The sequence below is a fragment of the Microbacterium sp. LWO13-1.2 genome (assembly GCF_038397725.1).
In the GTDB taxonomy this organism is placed as follows: Bacteria; Actinomycetota; Actinomycetes; order Actinomycetales; family Microbacteriaceae; genus Microbacterium.
In genome coordinates this window covers 2,821,848-2,842,774 of sequence record NZ_CP151634.1, presented here as the reverse complement: position 1 = coordinate 2,842,774, position 20,927 = coordinate 2,821,848, and the positions used below count along the sequence as shown (strand labels likewise).

Here is a 20,927-nt window from a genome sequence, read left to right as displayed (position 1 = left end):
CATTTGCGCACCCCGCTCATCCACAGGTGATTCCGCTGCCCCGTTCATCTGCGCGTCAGCCTCACGCCATCTGCCCTCCTTAGTCTCACCGCGGCGAAACCCGCCGTAGACGAAGGAGCCCAGCAATGCCCGACCGAATGCCGATGAGCCGACGCACAGTGATCACCGCGGGAGCGCTCGGCGCTCTGGGCGCCGCGCTGCCGATCGGCGCTGCGCACGCGGAGTCCGCGCCGCCGTCCGATCCCGCGACCGCCACGAGTTCCGCCTCGGGAAGTCCACGTGCGAACGGCCCGCGGCTGCGCTTCCGCGCCGGTGGAACATTCAAGGTGGTGCAGTTCAACGACACGCAGGACGACGAGCAGACCGACCGCCGTACGGTCGAACTCATCGAGAAGGTGCTCGACCAGGAGAAGCCGGACTTCGTGGTCATCAACGGAGATGTGATCTCGAGCGGCTGCGAGACACGACTCGCTGTCAAGCAGGCGATCAACAACGTCGTGTGGCCGATGGAGTCCCGGCGGATCCCGTGGGCGGTCACGTACGGCAACCACGACGAGGACTCGCTGCCGGAGTCGGGCGTCGACGAGGCGGGGATGCTCCAGATCTACCGCTCGTACGAGTTCAACATGAACGCCGACAATGCCCGAGGGCTGACGGGCACCAGTAACACGATCGTGCCGATCTCGTCGTCGCGGAAGAAGAATCGCGAGGCGTTCTCGCTGTGGTTGCTGGACTCGGGTCGCTATGCGCCGGATGCGATCAACGGACAGGACTTCACCGGTTATCCCACCTGGGACTGGCTGCGCATGGATCAGGTCGCCTGGTATCGCGAGCAGTCGCAGCGGCTCGAGCAGCGCCGCGGCCAGAAGGTGCCCGGCCTCATGTTCATCCACATCGCGCTGTGGGAGCACCGCTTCATGTGGTGGGGCGGCGTCGACACCCGGACGGAAGCCGACGCCGCGCGCGGCAGGGACCGTCACGGCATCGTCGGTGAGCGGAACGAGGACGAGTGCCCCGGTCCGTTCAACTCGGGGCTCTTCAACGCGATCCTCGAGCGTGGCGATGTGAAGGGCGTGTTCGTGGGCCATGATCACGTCAACGACTACGTGGGCGACTATTACGGCATCAAGCTCGGCTATGCGCCCGGAACCGGCTTCGGCGCGTACGGCCTGTCCGGAGACGAGCGCAACCGCATGCGTGGGGGCCGCGTCTTCGAGCTCACCGAGGTGGGCGACGAGGTATCGATCGCAACCCGCGTCGTCTACGCGCGCGATCTCGGCATCGATCTGACCGCGAACGACCAGCCGATGGAGCCGCTGCCGCTCGCCCCCAGACAGGAGCAGATCTGACCGGCACCGGTCGAAACGGAACGGCGGGGTCCCGGCATCGGGGCCCCGCCGTGTCTCGTCGTAGCGACGACTCAGGCCTCGACGGGCGCTCCCCGCTTCGCCCAGAGGTCGCGCAGCACATTCTCGAACGCAGCAGGGGGCTGTGCCCCGCTGATGCCGTACTGACCGTCGATCACGAAGAACGGCACGCCCTGGATGCCGTAGGCACGGGCCTGCTCCTGGTCCTGACGCACGGCCGGCAGGTACCGGGCGGTCTGGAGCGCTTCACGCGCGTCGTCGGCATCGAGGCCGACCTCAGCGGCGAGTTCCACGAGATCATCGATGCGCCCGACGTGCTTGCCCTCGGTGAAGTAGGCGGACATGAGCCGCTCCTCCATCTCGTGCTGGAGCCCCTGCGCCTTCGCGAAGTGGAGCAGCTCGTGCGCTTTCACGGTGTTCGTGTGCTGGAGGAGATCGAAGCGGTACCCCAGACCTGCAGCCTCGGCGACACCCGTGACATGGGCGAGCATCTGCTCGACCTGGTCCCTGGGCATGCCCTTGTGGCCGGCAAGGAAGTCGACCTCGTCGCCGTCGAAGTCGACCGGAGTGTCCGGGGAAAGTTCGAAGGAGTGGAAGGTCACCTTCACCTCAGGGGCATCCTCGTCGGCGGCGACCGCGGCGAGACCGGTCTCGAGGTTGCGCTTGCCGATGTAGCACCACGGGCAGGCGATGTCGGACCAGATGTCGATGGAGATGGGTTCAGTCACGTCTTCATCCAACCGCATGCACCTTTGGGCTATTCCGCCGATAGGATTTTCGGATGCTCTCCGCCGATGATCCCCTGCCGTTCCGGCCGGAGCGGGTACTGATCGCCGGCATCACGGGCTCGGGGAAGACGACGCTTGCGTCGCGCATCGACGAGGCGTGGGGGCTCCGACACGTCGAGATCGACGCCCTCTTCCACGGTCGGAACTGGACACCCCGACCGGAGTTCCTCGATGACGTCCGCGCCTTCGCCGCTGAGGAACGGTGGGTCACCGAATGGCAGTACACGAGTAAGGGCACGGACGCGATCCTCGCGCCACGCGCTCAGCTGGTGCTGTGGCTCGACTACCCGTACCCGTTGGTGCGTCGGCGGCTCGTCGGCAGGACGTTGAAGCGCCGGGTGTTCCGGACGAGACTCTGGAACGGCAACAGGGAACCGAATCTCCTCCAGGCGCTGACCGTCCGCGGGGAAGAGAACATCCTCGACTGGCAGAGGAACACCCGCGACAAGTGGGCCCAGCGAATGCCTGCGATCCAGGCCGACTTCCCGCACCTCACGATCGTGCGCCTCCGTCACCCGCGCGAGACCGAGGCCTGGCTGAGACTTCCGCGATCATGAGTTCCCGGATGCTCTTCGCCGCTGATCCTCTGCCGTTTCGGCCGCAGCGCGTGCTCATCGCCGGCGTCACCGGCTCAGGGAAGACGACTCTCGCTGCCCGGATAGGCAAGGCCTGGGGCCTCCGCCACGTCGAGATCGATGCGCTGTTCCACGGCCCGCATTGGACACCTCGACCGGATTTCCTCGATGACGTCGGTGCGTTCGCGGCGACCGAGCGCTGGATCACCGAGTGGCAGTACACGAGCAAGGGCACGGACGAGATCATGACCCCGCGCGCGCAACTCGTGATCTGGCTCGACTACCCGTATCCGGTCGTGCGCTCTCGGCTGATACGCCGCACGCTCGGTCGCAGCATCCTGCGCACCCGGATGTACAACGGCAACGTGGAGAAGCCGATCTGGAAGCTGCTCATGACCAGAGACCCTGATCACAACATCCTCGCCTGGCAGACGAAGACCCTCCGGCATTGGACCGAGCGCATGCCGACGATCGCCGACACGTTCCCGCACCTCACGATCGTGCGGCTGGCGCACCCTCGCGAGACCGAGAAGTGGTTGAGGGTTCAGGCGGAGCCGGGAGCATCCACCGCGCCCCCGAAGCGGCGGTCGCGCGAGAGATAGATCCCGATCGCGCGCCACAGCTCTTCGCGGGAGAAGTCCGGCCAGAGGGTGTCGAGGAACACCATCTCGGCGTATGCCGATTCCCACAGCAGGAAGTTCGAGGTGCGCTGCTCCCCCGAGCTGCGCAGGAACAGGTCGACGTCCGGCATGTCCGGCACGTACAGGTTCCGGCGGATCATCTTCTCGGTGATCGCGTTCGGCTTCAGCCGCCCCGCCGCGACCTCGGATGCCAGCGCACGCATCGCGTCGACGAGCTCGACCCGGCCGCCGTAATTCACACACATGGTCAGAGTGAGGACGTCATTGCCACGGGTGAGCTGCTCTGCGTACTGCAGTTCCTTGATGACGCTGCCCCAGAGCCGAGGCTTGCGCCCGGCCCAGCGCACGCGCACCCCCCACTCGTTGAGCTGATCGCGGCGGCGGTGCAGCACGTCGCGGTTGTACCCCATCAGGAAGCGCACCTCCTCAGGGGAGCGCGCCCAGTTCTCGGTCGAGAAGGCGTACACCGACAGATGCTTGACGCCCGCCTGGATCGCGCCCGCGACGACGTCGAGCAGCACCTCCTCGCCGGCCTTGTGACCTTCGACACGGCTGAGGCCCCGCCGATTCGCCCAGCGGCCGTTGCCATCCATGACGATGGCGACATGTTCCGGAACGGCCGGGAAGACCGGGGGCTGGATGCCGGTCCAGTCCAGCGGGCGATACGCCACGGCGTCCTTGTGGGTGTACGGCTTCGGGGTCACCGGGGTCCTTCCCGTGGCGGAACGGAGATGTGGGCGAGCGAGCGGATACCGCGCTCGAGATGCCACTGCGCGTAGGCCGCGATCAGGCCGGATGCGGAGGCGGTGGCGACAGGCGACGCCGCGTCGACCGCATCCCACTCCCCCGCCATCAGCGAGCGCAGAAGCGAAAGAGTCGCCTCGGCGATGCGTGGGCTGCCCGCCGGGGCGCAGTCCACGCAGACGAGCCCGCCGAGCTGGCCGACGAAGGTCGTGTGCGGACCGCGCGCCGCGCATCGAGCGCAATCTTCGAGCGAAGGCGCCCAGCCGGAGAGTGCCATCACCCGCAGCAGGTAGGAATCCAGGATGCTGCGGGGCGCATGCTCGCCACGCGACAATGCGCGCAGCCCGCCGACGAGCAGCAGATACTGATCCGGCGTCGCCTCGGAGTCGCTGAGACGGTCGGCGGTCTCCACCATCGCACTGGCTGACGTGAAGCGCTCGTAGTGGGCGGCGATCTCGGTGCCGTACGACCCCAGTGATTCCGCCTGCTGCACGATGTCGAGAGAACGGCCCTGATACAGCTGCACATCGGCCACCATGAACGGCTCCAGGCGCGAGCCGAACTTCGACGACGTGCGCCGGACGCCCTTGGCGACCGCACGGACCTTGCCGTGCCGTCGCGAGAGCATGGTGACGATGCGATCGGCCTCACCCAGCTTGTGAGTGCGCAGAATCACCGCTTCGTCTCGATAGGTGGGCACCATTCGATTATCCTCCGTGCGGGAGAATAGACGGGTGACCGAACCGCAGTTCTTCATTCCCCTCTGGGCGGATCTCCTCGGCGTCGGCCTTGGCGGCATCCAGGGCGCGATGTTCGCCTCCGGCTTCCAGGGTCAGCGACGCCTGGATCTGCTCGGCGTGTCGATCATCGGCATCCTCATCGGTATGGGCGGCGGTCTCATCCGCGACCTGCTGCTGGGGCAGCCGCCGGCGACGCTCCAGAACAACTGGTATCTGGTCACCGCCGGCGGCGCCGCCATCATCGGCATGCTTCTGGCCGGTCTTCTGAACCGGGCCAACGCGATCATCGTGGGTCTCGATGCCGTCGTCATCGGAATGTTCGGTGCTTTTGGCACCAGCAAGGCACTGGGACTGGGGGTTCCCCCGGTGCCTGCGGTCTTCATCGGCGTGTGCGCCGCCGTCGGCGGCAGCGTCCTGCGCGACGTCATCATGGGGCTGCCGGTCGCGATCATGCATGTCGGATCGCTGTATGCGGTGGCCGCGGCCGCCGGATGCACCGTGATCGTGATCGCGAACGCGGTCGGCGTGAACCTCGCCGTGGCCGGGGTGATCGGGATCGTGGTGACCGCGATCATCCGCGTGCTGGCAGTCGCCTTCGATCTCTCACTCCCGGAACAGCGCCGTCTCTACCGCCGCAAGGTGGCGGCAGAGACGGGCACCATTCCGATCGTCAAGCCGTAGGCGTCAGACGGCGGCGAGTTCCTGCTGGCGGGTGCGGATCGAGCGGTTCACGCCCGAGACGATCGCCTTGAGGGATGCCGTCGAGATGTCGCCGTCGATGCCGACGCCCCAGAGCCGCTGGTCGCCGACCTGCAGTTCGACGTAGGCGGCCGCCTGCGCGTCGCCGCCGGCGCTGAGAGCGTGCTCGACGTAGTCGTAGACGGTGATGTCGAAGCCCTGCGCCCGCAGCACCTCGACGAACGCCGCGACCGGGCCGTTGCCGGAGCCGGCGACCGCGAGCTGCTGCTCGTCGTCGCGGAGAACGACGTCGAGCACGACCTCGCCCGACATGTCGCTGCGCGTCTGCGTGGCGAGCAGTTCGAACCGGCCCCACTTCGCGGCAGCATCCGCTGCGGGCAGGTACTCGTCGTTGAAGATCGACCAGATCGCATCGCTGGTGACTTCGCCGCCCTCGGAATCGGTCTTGGCCTGCACGACGCCGGAGAACTCGATCTGGAGCTTGCGCGGCAGATCGATCGCGTGATCCGCCTTCAGCAGGTAGGCGACGCCGCCCTTGCCGGACTGCGAGTTGACGCGGATCACGGCCTCGTAGGAGCGACCGAGGTCCTTCGGGTCGATCGGCAGGTACGGAACTGCCCACTCGATCTCGTCGACCGTGACGCCTTCGGCAGCGGCACGGGCCGCCATCGCCTCGAAACCCTTCTTGATGGCATCCTGATGCGATCCGCTGAACGCGGTGAAGACCAGGTCGCCCGCCCACGGGCTGCGCTCGGGCACGGGCAGCTGGTTGCAGTACTCCACCGTGCGCTTGACCTGGTCGATGTCGCTGAAGTCGATCTGCGGGTCGATCCCCTGCGTGAACAGGTTGATGCCCAGAGCCACGATGTCGACGTTGCCGGTGCGCTCGCCGTTGCCGAACAGGCACCCCTCGATGCGGTCGGCACCGGCCATGTAGCCGAGCTCGGCCGCGGCGATCGCGGTGCCGCGATCGTTGTGCGGATGCAGGGAGAGGATCACGTTCTCACGGTGCGCCAGGTGACGGCTCATCCACTCGATCGAGTCGGCGTAGACGTTCGGCGTGGCCATCTCGACCGTGGCCGGCAGGTTGATGATGACCTTGCGGTCCGGAGTCGGTTCGAAGACCTCGATCACCTGGTTGCAGACGTCGACGGCGAATTCGAGCTCGGTTCCGGTGTAGCTCTCGGGCGAGTACTCGTAGTACACCTGCGTGTCAGGAATCGTCTTCTCGAACTTCCGGCACAGCCGCGCGCCTTCCAGGGCGATGTCGATGATGCCCTGCTTGTCGGTCCGGAACACGACCTCGCGCTGCAGCACGCTCGTGGAGTTGTACAGGTGCACGATCGCCTGCTTCGCCCCGGCGATCGACTCGTAGGTGCGCTCGATGAGGTGCTCGCGCGCCTGCGTCAGCACCTGGATCGTGACATCGTCGGGAATCAGGTTCTCTTCGATGAGCTGCCGGACGAAGTCGAAGTCGGTCTGGCTGGCGGAGGGGAACCCGACTTCGATCTCCTTGTAGCCCATGCTGACGAGCAGCTCGAACATGACGCGCTTGCGCTCGGGCGACATCGGGTCGATGAGGGCCTGGTTGCCGTCGCGGAGGTCTACGGCGCACCAGCGAGGAGCCTGCGTGATGCGGGCATCCGGCCAGGTGCGGTCAGGCAGGTGGACGGTGATCTGCTCGTGGAACGGCCGGTACTTGTGGATCGGCATCGTGGACGGGCGCTGAGTGTTCTGCATGATGGGGCTTCTTCTCTTCGTCAAAGTGATCGGGCCAACACAAGCGCCGCGACGAGGAAGGCCCTAGCTGGAGGACTCGTCGCGGCAGCTAAGAAGAAGCAGACCGCCGAAAGGCATGCGGCCATGGTAGCAGTCCTCGCCGGATGGTTCGCGCATCGGCCTGAGACGAACCACGCCGACGTGACACTGTGAGGTATGAGCACTTTGCGCCGTCGCCTGCTTCTCACGTCCTCCGCCCTCCTCGGATTGCTGCTGGCCGCCGGGTGCACCTCCGCCCCCGGAGGTTCGCCGGCCCCCACGAGTTCGGCGACTGACCCCGGAGCCGAGCGTCTCGGTGCCATCGCCCCAGCAGATCCGCCGGCCGGCCGTATGCTCGGCGTCGGGACGGTGCTGGATGTCGCCGGTGACGTGCAACTGTGCCTCGGCCCGATCATGGAGTCGTATCCGCCGCAATGCCACGGGATCCCCCTCGACGATTGGACATGGGACGGACTCGACGGCAACGAGACGAGCGGGGACACGCGTTGGGGTTCCTACGCGGTCTACGGCAGTTATGACGGAGAGCGCATCGCTCGCACCGATGAGCCGATCATGCTGGCGCTCTTCGACCCGATCGCCCCCGTAGACCCCACCGGAGGCGTCGAGGGCAAGACCTCGGAGGCCGACCTCACCCGCATCCAGGATGATCTTGCCGCCCGGCTCGGCAGCGACGCACTCGGCATCTCGGTTCGTGAGGGCTACGTCTGGGTCGATGTCGCCTGGGACGACGGGAGCTGGCAGCAGGCGGCCGACGAAGAGTTCGGCGATGGCGTCGTGATCGTCGCATCCGCTCTGCGCGAGGTCGACTAGAGCGCGGGAACCAGCGCGATCTTGCCCCCGGGATGCCCGTCGGCGAGCACCTGCAGAGCGAGCGGCGCCTGATCCAGCGGGAAGGTGCGCGCCATCGGCACCACCAGATCGCCCTTCTCTGCGAGGACGATCAGCTCGGATCGAGCGCGGTCGCGGAAGCGCGCGCTCTCGGGCATCGACCCGGCGATCGCAAGGAAGCCGTCGGATGCGGCGCGGCCGGGTGCCGCGACCGTCACGATCCGCGAGCGATCGGTGACGAGTTCGAGGGAGACGTCCACGGCTTCATCGGTGCCCACGGCATCCAGCGCGGCCGAGATCGGCGCCGTGGCTATCTCACGCACGCGTTCCGCGAGCCCGCGTCCGTACCGCGTCGGAACGCCGCCGAAACGGCGCACTTCGTCCGCGCGAGCCTCGCTCGCCGTGCCGATGACGCGGATCCCGCGCAGTGCCGCCTGCTGGAGCACGCTGACGCCGACCGCCCCTGAGGCGCCGTGCAGCAGGATCGTCTCCCCCTCGACGACACGTGCGACGGCGAGCATCTCCGCTGCGGTGGTGCCCGCCAGCAGGAGATTCGCCGCTTCCGGATGGGTCATCGTCGTCGGCTTGGCAAACACCTTCTCGGCCGGCACCGTGAGTGCGGTGGCGTAGCCCCCGCGAACCCGGAAAGCGATGACCTCATCGCCCACCTGCACAGGCCCCGAGCCGATCACCGTCTCCGGACCGACGGCGGCGATCACGCCGGACACCTCGTAGCCGATGGGAACCGGCAGCTCCGCACCGGGGCGCGGCACGGCGACGTGCTTCGCGTCGGCGGGATTGACGCCGGCCGCGTGCACGCGGATCGTCACTTCTCCCTGTCGCGGGGCCGGCACGTCGAACTCGACGAACTCCCACCGCTCGGGCGGACCCCAGCTCGCGGCAACCCAGCGCCGGGCCATCAGAGGGAGCAGCGGATGTTCGTGACGGGGCCGTAGATGTTCGTCGACCCTCCGGCGTATGCGGTCGCGACCGGAGTCGTTCCGTTCCGCGCCTGCGTCGATCCTGACGTTCGCGCGTGCGCGAGCGACTTCGCGACGAAATTCGACGGGATCGTCTGGCCGCCGCACACGCCCCAACTGAGCGAGGAGCCGTTCAGGGAGTAACCATTGAACACGCAGACACGTCCGTCTGCGCAAGGTCCCACCGCTGCGCGCGCCGTTCTGGCGCTCCCGCTCGGAACCGTCATCTCCATATCCAGCGCCGGCCAGACCGCGTGATACGCATCGACGAGGACGCCGCCGGGAACCGCTTCCATCATCTCGACGATCTGCGGATCGGCATCGATACCGTCCGGGGAGGCATCTGCGACAGCGGGCGTCATCGCCATCGCACCGATCAGCATGCCCAGTGCCACGCCCACAACGGTTCTCCAGCGCGTCATCGCACCATCTCCTCTGTCACGTCCCACAGGCGGTAGGCGATGATCGCCCCCGCGGGCAGCATGTCGTCCTCGCCCCCCAGGCTCGTCGTCTCCATGCCGACGATCCGACCTGTCTCCAAGGAGATCAGGATGACCTCGGTCGCCGCCCCATTCGCCGACGGCATGCTGATCCCGGCGACAGGTCGGCCGAGCCGGTCCGTCGTCGCGCCGAGCGCGGTCGTTCCCTCGGCGGCGGCGAGCACGTCCAGGAGATGACCCTGCTGCTCGTTCGTGAGGGTCCACTGCTCGACGGCATCACTGAGGTATCGGGAGACCTCACCGGCTGTGGGGTCGTTCGGCATGCCGAATGCGGTGAGCATCGCGACCATATCTTCGGCCGAAGAACCGGGAGGATCGACGACCGGGGTTCCGAATTGACCCGGTTCCATGATGAGGTCGCTCACGATCTCACCGCTGCTCGAGACCTCGGCCTGCGTGTTGGCCACCGCGTCGTCGGGGTCGTAGGGCTGGCCTGCGAAGATCGTCATCCGGCCGGAGAGGTCCGCCTCCCAGCGCAGAATCGAGAGTTGCGGAACGACCTCAGACTCCTGTGCCGTCATGTCGATCGCGTATCCCCACGAGGCCGCTCGGACGAATCGCTCCGGTGCTTCGGGGCCCTCGGTTTCGGTGAGTGCCACGTGCGCGTCATCCATGATCTGCTCCACCGAACCGGAATCCGCGAACGTCAGCGGTTGCGGGGTGCCCGCCATCGCCTGGCCCTGCGGGCTGAACAGTGCGAAGGCGACGACGCCGGCGACAGCGACGCCGGCCACGGCGGTCGCCCAGCGCAGCCCGACAGCCCGAGCGTGCTTCTGTCTGACTTTGCCGCTCATGATCCGGTCTCGCATCATGAGCGCGGCAGCATCCGGTTTCGCATCCCGCGGCGTTCCTGCGGGGTCGGCGTCAGTCAGAATCCGATCGAGCAGAGTGCTCTCACTCATCCGGTCCCCCCTCCGCGTTCAGACGGATGCGCAGCCTCTCCTGCGCCCGACGCAAGGTTCTGCTCACTCCCGCGTGCGGGGTGCGCAGCATCTCGGCGATGTCCCCCACGGACAACCCATCCCAGTATGTGAGCATGATGATACGCCGCTCGCGGGCGCTGAGGGCTGTGAATGCGTCGAGTACGGCCGCTCGGCCCACCGGCCCGATTCTGTGCGGTTCCCCGCCGAGCTCCTCGTGCACGACCTCGAGCATCTTCGTCCGCGGGCGCGGGCGCCGCGCACGTCCCCGCAACCTGCGGTCCGCAGCACGAAGCAGCCAGATCCGTCCCATGGGGCGGTCGGGATCAAGTCGCGACCACGCCAGCAGGAACACCTCCGAGAGCACCTCGGACACCTCGGCATCGTCGTCGACGATCCACTCGATATGGTGGCGGACCGGTGCCCAGTGCTCGTCGAAGATCCGGTTGAAGATCTCATTGCGGCGCGTTTCCCGGTCGTGGCTTCCGCCGCTCATTCCCGGGGAGCCGAGGAGAGTGCGACCTCGGCCGGCGCGGTTCGGGCCGCCACCTCAGAACCCGAGTCTGCCGAGCTGCTTCGGGTCGCGCTGCCACTCCTTCGCGACCTTTACGTGCAGTCCCAGGAAGACCCGCGTGCCGAGCAGCTCCTCGATCCCCACCCGTGCGCGCTTGCCGACATCCGCCAGCCGAGACCCTTTGTGGCCGATGATGATGGCCTTCTGGCTGTCGCGCTCGACGACGATCTGGGCGTGCACGTCCGTGAGGTCGCTGTTCTCACGCGGCGCGATGTCGTCGATCACGACCGCGATCGAGTGCGGCAATTCGTCTCGCACACCCTCGAGAGCTGCTTCGCGAATGATCTCGGCGATCCGGTCCTCTTCGGACTCGTCCGTCGTGATTCCCTCGTCGTAGAGCGCCGGCCCCACCGGCATCAGGGAGAGAACCTCATCGCACAACACTTCCAGCTGGTCGCGCGTCAGCGCCGACAGCGGGATCACGGCGTCCCAGTCCTCGCGAAGGGCGTCGACCTCCATCAGGCGTTCCGTGATCTGGTCGCGGCCGGCCGCATCCGTCTTCGTCACGATCGCGATCTTCTTCGCCCGTGCATAACCGTCCAGAGAAGCGGCGATCCGCCGGTCACCCGGACCCACCTTCTCGGTGGCAGGAACGCAGAAGCCGATGACGTCGACATCGCCGAGAACCTGCTCGACGAGATTGTTCAGTCGTTCGCCCAGGAGCGTCCTCGGCTTGTGGATGCCGGGGGTGTCGACGATCACGAGCTGCCCTTCGGGCCGATTCACGATGCCGCGGATCGCCCGTCGGGTCGTCTGCGGCTTCTCGCTGGTGATCGCGATCTTCTCGCCGACCAGGGCGTTCGTCAGTGTGGATTTGCCCACATTGGGCCGGCCGACGAAGGTCACGAACCCGCTTCGCGTCTGCTCAGTCATCTCGTCGTTCTCCTTCATGATGCGTTCCTTCCACGTTCCCGGCCGCGCGTTCCACGAAGACGGTCGCGATCCCGCGACCACGTCCCCGCGACGCGCCGCCGGTGAGCTCCAAGCCCTCGACCGTCGCGGTCGAGCCGGGCTGCGGCACCTGGCCGAGCTCCTTGCCGAGCAGTCCGCCGATCGAGTCCACGTCTTCGTCCTCGAGCTCCAGGCCGAAGAGGTCGCCGACGTCTTCGAGTGAGAGCCGCGCGCTGACCCGGTACCGTCCGTCGCCCAGTTCGACGATCTCGGCCGAGACCTGGTCGTACTCGTCTGCGATCTCTCCGACCAGCTCTTCGATCAGATCTTCCAGGGTCACCAACCCGGAGATGCCGCCGTGCTCGTCGATGACGAGGCACACATGAACGGCGTCGCGTTTCATCTGCTGCAGCAAGGTCTCGGCGCGCATCGACTCCGGCACGAAGGTCGCTGGTCGAGCGATCGGGCGGACGGATGCCGTGCGCCAGGCGTTCTCGTCGCGGAAGGCGAACTGCACGAGGTCCTTCAAATAGAGGACCCCGACGACGTCGTCGGCCTCGTCGTCGACGACCGGCATCCGGGACACACCGCGGTTCAGGAACAGCGCCATCGCCTCGCTGGTCGACGCGGTGGCATCGACGGTCACCATCTCGGTGCGCGGGACCATCACGGCACGGACGAACTGGTCGGTGAAGTCGAAGACCGAGTGGATGAGGTCACGGTCGTCGGCCTCGATGAGGTCGTTGGATGCGGCTTCATCGACCATGCTCAGCAGCTGCTCCTCCGAGGTGAAGGAGCTGCGGCCGGTACCGGGGGTCACCCGGTTTCCCAGGGCGACAAGCCCCTGCGCGAGCGGACCGAGGAGGATGCGCAGTCCTCGTACGATCGGGGCGTTGGCACGCAGCATCCGATCGGAGTGGTGTCGGCCGAACGTGCGCGGGCTGGCGCCGACCAGAACGAAGGTGATTCCCGTCATCAGCACGGCAGCGGCGAGCATCGCCCACCAGATGTTGTCGAAGAGGCTCGTGAAGGCGACGGTGACGAGCACGGCGGCCGTCACCTCGGCGAGAACGCGGATGAACGCCACCGCGTTGACGTGGACGTCCGGGTCGGCTGCGATCCTCGCCAGCTGGCGGGCATTGCGGCCGTCGGCGCCCATCTCCTCGAGGTCGGAGCGCGACGTCACACCGAAGGCGGCGTCGATCGCCGCCATCAGGCCGCCGAAGGCGACGAGCAGGACGGCGCCGGCGAGCAGGAATCCGGCTGTCATCGTCGGCGTTCGGCTGCAGCGAAGCCCACGATGAGCTCCTTCTGCAGTCCGAACATCTCGCGCTCCTCGTCGGGCTCGGCGTGGTCGAATCCGAGGAGGTGCAGCAGTCCATGCGTGGTCAGCAGAATGAGCTCGTCCATCAGCGAATGGCCAGCGGCCTGCGCCTGCGTCTCGGCGACCTGCGGGCACAGCACGATATCACCGAGCAGACCGGGAGCGGTCGGACGGTCCTCGGTGCCAGGGCGCAGCTCATCCATCGGGAAGCTCAGCACATCGGTCGGGCCGGGCTCGTCCATCCACTGCACGTGCAGGGCTTCCATGGCGCCCTCGTCGACGAGCACGATCGCCACCTCGGCGTCGGGGCTGACGTGCATCTGCGCAAGGTTGAAGTCCGTGAGCCGCTGCAGCACGGTCTCGTCGACGACGATGGCCGATTCGTTGTTGATCTCGATCATGAGAGTCCTCGTTTCGGCATCCGGTCTCGGGGTCCTGGTCGCTGGGGTCCGCGGCGTTCTGCGCGGTTCGCGAACTCTGCCGCCTGCTCGCGCTCGAACCGCTGCGCGGTTCGCTGCTCGTCGTACTCGCTGTACGCGTCGACGATCCGTCCGACCAGGGAGTGGCGCACCACGTCGGCACTGGTGAGTCGCGAGAAGTGGATGTCCTCGATGTCGTTCAGCACCCGCGTCACGAGGCGCAGTCCGGACGCGCCCTGCGGGAGGTCGACCTGCGTGATGTCGCCCGTGACGACCATCTTCGTGCCGAAACCGAGGCGGGTGAGGAACATCTTCATCTGCTCAGGCGTGGTGTTCTGCGCTTCGTCGAGCACGACGAAGGAGTCGTTCAGCGTGCGCCCGCGCATGTACGCGAGCGGAGCGACCTCGATCGTGCCCGTGGCCATCAGGCGCGGCACGATCTCGGGGTCCATCATCTCGTTCAGCGCGTCGTACAGAGGTCGCAGGTACGGGTCGATCTTGTCGCTCAGCGTTCCGGGGAGGAACCCCAGACGCTCCCCCGCCTCGACGGCCGGTCGCGTGAGGATGATCCGGGTGACCTCTTTGCGCTGCAGCGCCTGCACGGCTTTTGCCATCGCGAGGTACGTCTTCCCGGTGCCGGCGGGGCCGATACCGAAGACGATCGTGTTCTCCTCGATCGCGTCGACGTACTCCTTCTGCCCGAGCGTCTTGGGTCGGATGACCCTGCCCCTGGTGGACAGGATCGCCTCACCGAGCACCTCGCTCGGACGAGGACCGCCCTCGTGGCGCAGCATTCTGGCGGAGTTCTCGACATCACTGGGCACGAGATCGTGACCTGCCTTCGTCATCGCGAGCAGCTCGTCGACAAGGGTCTTCGCCTTGGCGACCGCCTCGGCATCGCCGGTCAGCGTGATCTCGTTGCCGCGGACCAGCACCTGCACATCACGGTGCTCCTTCTCGAGCATCCGCAGCAGCCGATCCTGCGGCCCGAGCAACTGCACCATGGCGACGCCATCGGCGTAGATCCGCTCCACGACCTCGGATTCTCGGGAGTCAGGCACCGACGCTCCGCTCGCTCAGTCCGCCGCCCAGCACATGGGCATGGACGTGGAACACGGTTTGACCGGCGTTCGCACCGGTGTTGAAGACGAGGCGGAAATCGCCGTCCTCGGTGTGCTCGACCGCGAGCTTCTCGGCGAACGCGATGAGCTCGGCCAGCAAGGCGGGATCGGCGGCCGCCAGCTCGGCGACATTCGGGTACTCCTGCGTCTTCGGGATCACCAGGAGGTGCACGGGGGCCTGCGGGGCGATGTCGCGCAGTGCGAAGAGGCGGTCGGTCTCGGCGAGGATCTCGCCGGGGATCTCCCCGTTCAGGATGCGCGTGAAGATCGAGGGTTCCGTCATGGGTCCAGCTTACTTGCGGGCCTGTGTGCCATGGGCGCCGGTGCCCGTCGGGGCATCACCAGCGATCGAGGGCCACCGACAGCACGGCGATCGCCGCCGGGCCAGCGGTCGAGGTGCGCAGCACGGTCTCACCGAGCAGCACGCGTTCGGCACCGGCGTCCGCCAGGCGGCGAAGCTCCTCGTCGGAGATGCCGCCTTCCGGTCCCACGACCAGCACGATGTCTCGGCCGTCTGGCGTGAGGTCGGACAACCGTACCTCGGCCGTCGGATCGAGCAGCAGCACCCGCTGCACCGCCACGCGCTCGACGAGCTGCGCGGTCGACACCGGCGCTGACACCTCAGGAACCCAGGCGCGGTGCGCCTGCTTCGCCGCCTCGCGCACGATGGAGGCCCAACGCTCCCGGCCCTTGATCGCCTTCGGCCCGTCCCACCGCGAGACGCTGCGGCTGGCCTGCCACGGCACGATCTCGTCGACACCGAGCTCGCACGCAGCCTGCACAGCCAGCTCATCGCGGTCGCCCTTGGCCAACGCCTGCACGAGCACGATCCTCGGGCTCGGCGCCGCGTGTTCCGTGCGCTCCGAGATCCGCACATCGACCTGCGACGGCGACACGTCCTCGGCCACCCCGGCGAGCCAGACTCCGGAGCCGTCACCGACCGTCACCGTTTCACCGACCCGCAACCTCCGCACGACGGCGGCATGCTTCGCCTCGGCACCGGTCAGCGACACGATGTCGCCCACCGAAGCATCCGACGACGACTCGAGCAGGAAGTGCAGCGCCATGGCTCAGTCCTTCGGTCAGTGCGTGCGGAAGCGATCGCGGAGCTTGGAGAACAGACCCTGCTGGAACTGCGCGAGTTGCGGAGCCGGTGCCTTCGACTTCTTCGCGAAGTCCTCGATCAGCGCGCGCTGAGCAGAGTCCAGCTTCGTCGGCGTGACGACCTGCACTCCCACCCGAAGGTCGCCGCGCTGGCTACCGCGCAGTGGCGTGACTCCGCGGCCCTTGATGGTGAGCACGTCGCCCGCCTGCACGCCGGGACGGATCTCCAGATCGACGACGCCATCGAGGCCGTCGATCGAGGTCTCCGTGCCGAGAATCGCGTCGGTCATCGACACTTCGAGCGTCGCGAGCAGATCGTCACCGTCGCGGCTGAACGCGGCGTGCGGCGACACGGTCACCTCGACGTAGAGGTCACCGTTCGGACCGCCCGCCTTGCCCACCTCGCCGGAGCCGGGAAGCTGCAGACGCAGGCCGGTCTCGACACCGGAGGGGATGTCCAGCGAGACCGTACGACGAGAGCGCACGCGCCCCTGACCGCCACAGGTCGCGCACGGATACGGGATCGTGGTGCCGTAGCCTTCGCAGCTGCCGCACGGGGCGGAGGTGACGACGTTGCCGAGGAGACTGCGCACCTGACGCTGCACATGACCGGATCCACCGCAGATGTCGCAGGTCACCGGCGAAGTGCCCTCCTGGCAGCAGGAGCCCTGGCAGGTCTCGCAGAGCACGGCGGTGTCGACCTCGATGTCGCGGTGCGCACCGAACACGACGTCGCCGAGCTCGAGTGTCACTCGGACCAGTGCGTCCTGGCCGCGCTCCCGGCGCGACCGCGGCCGGGCGCTGCGCCCGCCACCCTGTGACGCCCCGAAGAACTGCTCGAAGATGTCGCCGAACCCGCCGAAGCCACTGAAGTTCTGGCCGGCGCCGTCACCGCCGCCCATGTCGTAGCGACGACGGGAGTCGTCGTCGCTGAGCACGTCATAGGCATGGGTGACGAGCTTGAAGCGCTCCGACGCTTCCTCGCCCGGATTCACATCCGGGTGCAGCTGCCTCGCCAAGCGTCGGTAGGCCTTCTTGATCTCGTCAGTGGAAGCGTCCCGGGAAACTCCGAGAACCTCATAGTGGTCCGCCACAATCACCTTTCCGCGTACGCGCGTTCGTTCGTGCGGGAGCCGCGTCAGCGGCTTCCCTCGTCTTCGTCGAGCAGCCGCGATAGGTAGCGGGCCACGGCCCGTGCCGCCGCGAGGTTGCTCGGATAGTCCATGCGGGTCGGCCCCATCACGCCGACTCTCGCCGTTCCGCTGGGGGCGGCGTAGTTGCTGGCGACGATCGAGGCCTCACCGAGTCCGAACGGAGCATTCTCCGTGCCGATGCTCGTCGCGAGGCCGTGCTCGTCGCTCACCATCTCGCTCATCAGCCGCAGCAGGGTGACCTGCTCCTCGATCGCCTCGAGGATCGGATGGATGCTGCCGCGGAAGTCCTGCTCGCGCCGGGCGAGCGTCGCCGCTCCCGCCATCACCAGCCGCTCCTGGCGGAACTCTCCCAGTTCGTCGACGATGACCGACGCGAGAGTGTGCAGCGCGGCATCCTTCGTCTTCGAGTCCGCCGCCGCCAGCAGTCCGCCCAGACGGTCTGCGGCATCACTGACCGCACGACCGGTGATCAGGGCGGAAAGACGCGCACGCAGCACCGCCATGTCTGCTTCGTCGACGTCGACGGGAAGCGGCGCGAGCCGCTGGGATACGCCACCGGCATCGGTCACGAGCACGACGAGCAGACGGTTCGGCGCCAGGGCGACGAGCTCGAGGTGCGTGAGGTGCGCGCGCGCGAACGACGGATACTGGGCGAGCGCGACCTGACCGGTGAGCTGTGTGAGCACGCGGACGGTGCGGGCCATGAGGTCGTCGAGATCGGCGGGTGCAGCGAGGAACGACTCGATCGCCGTGCGCTGGGCGACCGAGAGCGGTCGCAGCTGGGCGAGGTGGTTGACGAAGACGCGATAGCCCTTGTCGGTCGGCACCCGCCCGGAGGAGGTGTGCGGTGCGGCGATCAGCTCCTCGTCCTCGAGCTGCGCCATGTCGTTGCGGATCGTCGCCGCGGAGACGCCGAAGGAGTACCGGTCGACGATCGACCTGCTCCCGACGGGTTCGCGGGTCTCGACATAGTCCTGCACGATCGCGCGGAGAACCTGCAGTCCTCGCTCGGTGACCATGTCGCCTCCTCCCGTTGTCTCGCCGATGTTCGCTGGCACTCGAATACTCAGAGTGCCAATTCTACCTGTGCGCGACCCTTTCCGCCTGGAACTCATCGACGCGAACGGGCAATACGATGACGATCATGACCTCCGACCCCCGGATCACCATCAGCACCGGCACCGTACAGGGCTCTGCGGAGGACGGCATCAGGCACTTCCTTGGCATCCCCTACGCGGCTGCTCCCGTCGGCGCGAATCGCTTCCGTGCCCCGCAGCCTCCCGCACCGTGGAACGGTGTGCGCTCGGCGACCGCTTTCGGCGCCACCGCTCCGCAGCTCCCCTATCCGGGCGCGATCGGTGAGCTTCTCGGGTCCGTGCGCATCGATGGAGACGACATCCTCACGGTGAACGTCTGGGCGCCGGACGACGCGGTGGCGGCGCCCGTCGTGCTGTGGATTCACGGTGGCGCCCTGGAACGAGGCACCGCAGCGCTTCCGTTGTACGACGGCTCTGTGTTCGCACGCGCCGGCATCGTCTTCGTCTCGATCAATTACCGGCTGGGTGCCGAAGGATTCTCGGTGCTCGATGACGTGCCGCGCAACCTGGGGCTGCGCGACGTCGCTGCGGCTCTCGAGTGGGTGCACCGTGAGATCGGATCTTTCGGTGGCGACGCGGCCCGGATCACCGCGATGGGTGAATCGGCGGGCGGAGCGCTCGTCGCCGGCCTCCTCGCGAGGGAGGACACCCGGCGGATGATCAGCGGGGCGATCATCGAATCGGCCCCCCTCGAGGCGCAGACACTCGCCAAAGCCGGCAGGGTCACGGCGCAGATGGCGAAACAGCTCGGAATCCGTTCTGATCGGAAGTCCTTCGCCGCGGTGGCGCCGAATCGTCTCCTCGAGATCCGCCGGCGGCTGTCTGCGGGCTCTTCACCGCTTCGCGGGGCACCCGGGTTCCAATTCGCGATCGACGAGGAGAGTCTTCCTCGCTCGCCCCATGAGGTGATCGGCGAGATCGACACTCCGCTTCTCATCGGCTCCAACACCGATGAGTACCGGCTGTGGCTCACACCGGATGCCCTCGCCGGGATCACTGAGCTCAAGCTCCTCGCTGCGCGCTTGGCCCTGCGCATCCCGCGGCGCGCGGTGAGCGCCTACCGAGCAGACTGGCCACAGGCCTCCCCCGGCGAGATCGCCGGCCAGCTGCTGACCGACCGCATGCTCCGAGCGCCACTGAGCAGGCTCGCGTCCACCCGGAAGGCGCCGACGTACGTCTACGAGTTCGCGTGGCAGAGTCCCGTGCGCGATCTTCGCGCGGCGCACGGACTGGAACTCGGGTTCGTCTTCGACCGTTTGGGCGATGACGAGGCGCTGCGCATGGCCGGACCTGAGGCGCCGCAGGAGCTCGCCGCAGAAATGCATGCTGCATGGATTCGGTTCATCAAGACCGGCGATCCGGGTTGGCCGGCTTTCGATGCACAGCGCCAGACCCGCCTTTTCGACGCCGAGACGACGACGGTCGTGCAGCGCCGCGCGACGGCGATGGACCTGCTGCCCTAGTCGGTGAGCTCTCTGACCACCGCGTCGGCCAGCAGCCGCCCGCGCAACGTCAGCCGCACCCGACCACGCAGGGCGGATGCCGGATCGACGAGTCCGTCTGCGATGAGTCCCGCGACGCGCGATCGCTTCGCTGGCGGCAGTTCGGCCACCGCGAAACCTTCTGCCAATCGACTCTCGAGCAGCACCCGCTCCAGCATCCGTGCCTGTTCACCGGGACGCTCTGTGCCGGCCGCCGGCGATTCGGATGCCGTGAGCCGCTGCGCGTAGGCGGCGGGGTGCTTCACATTCCACCAGCGGAGACCTGCGACGTGGCTGTGCGCCCCCGGCCCGAACCCCCACCAATCGCTCCCCCGCCAGTACGCGAGGTTGTGACGCGATCGCTGGTCGGGATCGCGAGCCCAGTTGCTGATCTCGTACCAATCGAAGCCGGCGGCGGCGAGCCGCGCGTCCGCCAGTTCGTACATGTCGGCCTGCACGTCGTCATCGGGCGTCGGCACCTCGCCGCGGCGGATCTGGCGAGCGAGCTTCGTGCCGTCCTCGATGATCAATGCGTACGCCGAGATGTGGTCGGACTCGAGCGCGAGCGCCGCATCGAGAGAAGCCTCCCAGTCGGCGAGTGACTCCCCCGGTGCGCCGTAGATGAGATCGACGCTCACAGCCAGCCCCGCATCCTTGGCGGCGGCGACGGCGGTGCGCACGTTCTCCGGGTCATGGGTGCGGTCCAGAGCGGCGAGCACATGCGGCACCGCGGACTGCATGCCGATCGACAAGCGAGTCACGCCGGCATCGGCCAGCGTCCTCGCGACGGACGGCGTCACGGTGTCGGGGTTGGCTTCGACGGTGACCTCCGCACCGTCGACGATCCCGAACGCGGAGACCGCGGCACCCAGCATCCGGGCGAGATCCCCCGCCGGCAGCAGCGTGGGGGTGCCGCCGCCGAAGAAGACCGTGTCCATCGGTCGGAGGGCGCCGGCGTCGCCGAGAACGGTGCGGGCCAGGGCGATCTCGGCCTCGAGCGTCGAGGCGTAGTCCTCCTGCCGCGCTCCGCGCAGCTCACCGGATGTATAGGTGTTGAAGTCGCAGTAGCCGCAGCGCACCCGGCAGAACGGGATGTGCAGGTACGCGGAGAAGGGCACGGCCGGATCGATCGGGAGGTCGTGCGGCAGACGACCGTCGGTGGGCGCGGGATCGCCGAGAGGGAGCGACGCGCCCATCAGAG

Annotated in this window: 23 protein-coding genes; 6 read left to right on the top strand and 17 right to left on the bottom strand. The window is 67.5% G+C overall.

Translation table 11 applies throughout. The features are described from left to right. Positions 1-125 precede the first annotated feature (125 nt). Positions 126-1,349 (top strand): metallophosphoesterase family protein, encoded by a 1,224-nt coding sequence (locus MRBLWO13_RS13500; RefSeq protein ID WP_341974509.1) that lies wholly within the window; start codon positions 126-128, stop codon positions 1,347-1,349. Positions 1,350-1,420: 71 nt separating this feature from the next. Here MRBLWO13_RS13500 and MRBLWO13_RS13495 read toward each other — a convergent pair whose 3' ends face one another. Next, positions 1,421-2,095, bottom strand: coding sequence for a DsbA family oxidoreductase (locus MRBLWO13_RS13495; RefSeq protein ID WP_341974508.1), 675 nt, complete (start codon positions 2,093-2,095; stop codon positions 1,421-1,423). A gap of 53 nt (positions 2,096-2,148) precedes the next feature. On the opposite strand from MRBLWO13_RS13495, the gene MRBLWO13_RS13490 reads away from it, so the two are divergent. Beyond that, positions 2,149-2,712 carry an AAA family ATPase gene (locus MRBLWO13_RS13490; protein ID WP_341974507.1) on the top strand — a complete coding sequence of 188 codons (564 nt, stop codon included), beginning with the start codon at positions 2,149-2,151 and terminating at the stop codon, positions 2,710-2,712. Further along, positions 2,709-3,332, top strand: coding sequence for an AAA family ATPase (locus MRBLWO13_RS13485; protein ID WP_341974506.1), 624 nt, complete (start codon positions 2,709-2,711; stop codon positions 3,330-3,332). The genes MRBLWO13_RS13490 and MRBLWO13_RS13485 overlap by 4 nt, the downstream gene beginning before the upstream one ends. Here MRBLWO13_RS13485 and MRBLWO13_RS13480 read toward each other — a convergent pair. Together MRBLWO13_RS13480 and recO are read right to left on the bottom strand one after the other, a co-directional pair. Next, positions 3,275-4,075 carry an isoprenyl transferase gene (locus tag MRBLWO13_RS13480; RefSeq protein ID WP_341974505.1) on the bottom strand — a complete coding sequence of 267 codons (801 nt, stop codon included), beginning with the start codon at positions 4,073-4,075 and terminating at the stop codon, positions 3,275-3,277. The genes MRBLWO13_RS13485 and MRBLWO13_RS13480 overlap by 58 nt on opposite strands. After that, positions 4,072-4,815 carry a DNA repair protein RecO gene (gene recO / locus MRBLWO13_RS13475; protein WP_341978401.1) on the bottom strand — a complete coding sequence of 248 codons (744 nt, stop codon included), beginning with the start codon at positions 4,813-4,815 and terminating at the stop codon, positions 4,072-4,074. The genes MRBLWO13_RS13480 and recO overlap by 4 nt, the downstream gene beginning before the upstream one ends. 34 nt (positions 4,816-4,849) lie before the next feature. On the opposite strand from recO, the gene MRBLWO13_RS13470 reads away from it, so the two are divergent. After that, positions 4,850-5,536, top strand: coding sequence for a TRIC cation channel family protein (locus tag MRBLWO13_RS13470; protein WP_341974504.1), 687 nt, complete (start codon positions 4,850-4,852; stop codon positions 5,534-5,536). Between the two features lie 3 nt (positions 5,537-5,539). Here the strand turns inward: MRBLWO13_RS13470 and leuA are convergent, their stop codons facing one another. Beyond that, positions 5,540-7,294, bottom strand: coding sequence for a 2-isopropylmalate synthase (gene leuA, locus MRBLWO13_RS13465; RefSeq protein WP_341974502.1), 1,755 nt, complete (start codon positions 7,292-7,294; stop codon positions 5,540-5,542). A gap of 195 nt (positions 7,295-7,489) precedes the next feature. On the opposite strand from leuA, the gene MRBLWO13_RS13460 reads away from it, so the two are divergent. Beyond that, positions 7,490-8,143 carry a hypothetical protein gene (locus tag MRBLWO13_RS13460; protein WP_341974501.1) on the top strand — a complete coding sequence of 218 codons (654 nt, stop codon included), beginning with the start codon at positions 7,490-7,492 and terminating at the stop codon, positions 8,141-8,143. Here MRBLWO13_RS13460 and MRBLWO13_RS13455 read toward each other — a convergent pair. From MRBLWO13_RS13455 to hrcA, 12 genes are read right to left on the bottom strand one after another with little or no spacing between them, the layout of a single operon-like run. Next, the gene (locus MRBLWO13_RS13455) at positions 8,140-9,081 is read right to left on the bottom strand and encodes an NADP-dependent oxidoreductase (protein WP_341974500.1); all 942 of its coding nucleotides are present in this window, start codon (positions 9,079-9,081) and stop codon (positions 8,140-8,142) included. The genes MRBLWO13_RS13460 and MRBLWO13_RS13455 overlap by 4 nt on opposite strands. Continuing rightward, the gene (locus MRBLWO13_RS13450; RefSeq protein ID WP_341974499.1) at positions 9,081-9,563 is read right to left on the bottom strand and encodes a hypothetical protein; all 483 of its coding nucleotides are present in this window, start codon (positions 9,561-9,563) and stop codon (positions 9,081-9,083) included. Before MRBLWO13_RS13450 ends, MRBLWO13_RS13455 begins: the two co-directional genes overlap by 1 nt. Then, the gene (locus MRBLWO13_RS13445; RefSeq protein ID WP_341974498.1) at positions 9,560-10,543 is read right to left on the bottom strand and encodes a hypothetical protein; all 984 of its coding nucleotides are present in this window, start codon (positions 10,541-10,543) and stop codon (positions 9,560-9,562) included. Before MRBLWO13_RS13445 ends, MRBLWO13_RS13450 begins: the two co-directional genes overlap by 4 nt. Then, positions 10,536-11,057: a sigma-70 family RNA polymerase sigma factor gene (locus MRBLWO13_RS13440; RefSeq protein ID WP_341974497.1), complete on the bottom strand. Its 522-nt coding sequence runs from the start codon at positions 11,055-11,057 to the stop codon at positions 10,536-10,538. Before MRBLWO13_RS13440 ends, MRBLWO13_RS13445 begins: the two co-directional genes overlap by 8 nt. A gap of 54 nt (positions 11,058-11,111) precedes the next feature. Continuing rightward, entirely contained in the window at positions 11,112-12,026 is a 915-nt protein-coding gene (gene era, locus MRBLWO13_RS13435) for a GTPase Era (protein WP_341974496.1), read from the bottom strand. Then, the gene (locus tag MRBLWO13_RS13430; protein ID WP_341974495.1) at positions 12,001-13,296 is read right to left on the bottom strand and encodes a hemolysin family protein; all 1,296 of its coding nucleotides are present in this window, start codon (positions 13,294-13,296) and stop codon (positions 12,001-12,003) included. Before MRBLWO13_RS13430 ends, era begins: the two co-directional genes overlap by 26 nt. After that, complete coding sequence (gene ybeY / locus MRBLWO13_RS13425) at positions 13,293-13,751, bottom strand: rRNA maturation RNase YbeY (protein WP_341974494.1); 459 nt, start codon at positions 13,749-13,751, stop codon at positions 13,293-13,295. Before ybeY ends, MRBLWO13_RS13430 begins: the two co-directional genes overlap by 4 nt. Continuing rightward, positions 13,748-14,773: a PhoH family protein gene (locus MRBLWO13_RS13420; protein WP_341978399.1), complete on the bottom strand. Its 1,026-nt coding sequence runs from the start codon at positions 14,771-14,773 to the stop codon at positions 13,748-13,750. Before MRBLWO13_RS13420 ends, ybeY begins: the two co-directional genes overlap by 4 nt. Before the next feature lie 49 nt (positions 14,774-14,822). Continuing rightward, entirely contained in the window at positions 14,823-15,173 is a 351-nt protein-coding gene (locus MRBLWO13_RS13415; RefSeq protein ID WP_341974493.1) for an HIT domain-containing protein, read from the bottom strand. A 55-nt stretch (positions 15,174-15,228) separates the two neighbouring features. Continuing rightward, positions 15,229-15,957: a 16S rRNA (uracil(1498)-N(3))-methyltransferase gene (locus MRBLWO13_RS13410; protein WP_341974492.1), complete on the bottom strand. Its 729-nt coding sequence runs from the start codon at positions 15,955-15,957 to the stop codon at positions 15,229-15,231. 15 nt (positions 15,958-15,972) lie between these two features. Next, positions 15,973-17,088: a molecular chaperone DnaJ gene (gene dnaJ, locus MRBLWO13_RS13405; protein WP_341974491.1), complete on the bottom strand. Its 1,116-nt coding sequence runs from the start codon at positions 17,086-17,088 to the stop codon at positions 15,973-15,975. A gap of 44 nt (positions 17,089-17,132) precedes the next feature. Next, on the bottom strand, positions 17,133-18,167 hold the full coding sequence (hrcA, locus tag MRBLWO13_RS13400; RefSeq protein ID WP_341974490.1) for a heat-inducible transcriptional repressor HrcA: 1,035 nt from the start codon (positions 18,165-18,167) through the stop codon (positions 17,133-17,135). Positions 18,168-18,292: 125 nt separating this feature from the next. Here hrcA and MRBLWO13_RS13395 point away from each other — a divergent pair, with 125 nt between their 5' ends. Then, positions 18,293-19,708 (top strand): carboxylesterase family protein, encoded by a 1,416-nt coding sequence (locus tag MRBLWO13_RS13395; protein ID WP_341974489.1) that lies wholly within the window; start codon positions 18,293-18,295, stop codon positions 19,706-19,708. Here MRBLWO13_RS13395 and hemW read toward each other — a convergent pair. After that, on the bottom strand, positions 19,705-20,922 hold the full coding sequence (gene hemW / locus MRBLWO13_RS13390) for a radical SAM family heme chaperone HemW (protein ID WP_341974488.1): 1,218 nt from the start codon (positions 20,920-20,922) through the stop codon (positions 19,705-19,707). The genes MRBLWO13_RS13395 and hemW overlap by 4 nt on opposite strands. Between the last annotated feature and the right edge of the window lie 5 nt (positions 20,923-20,927).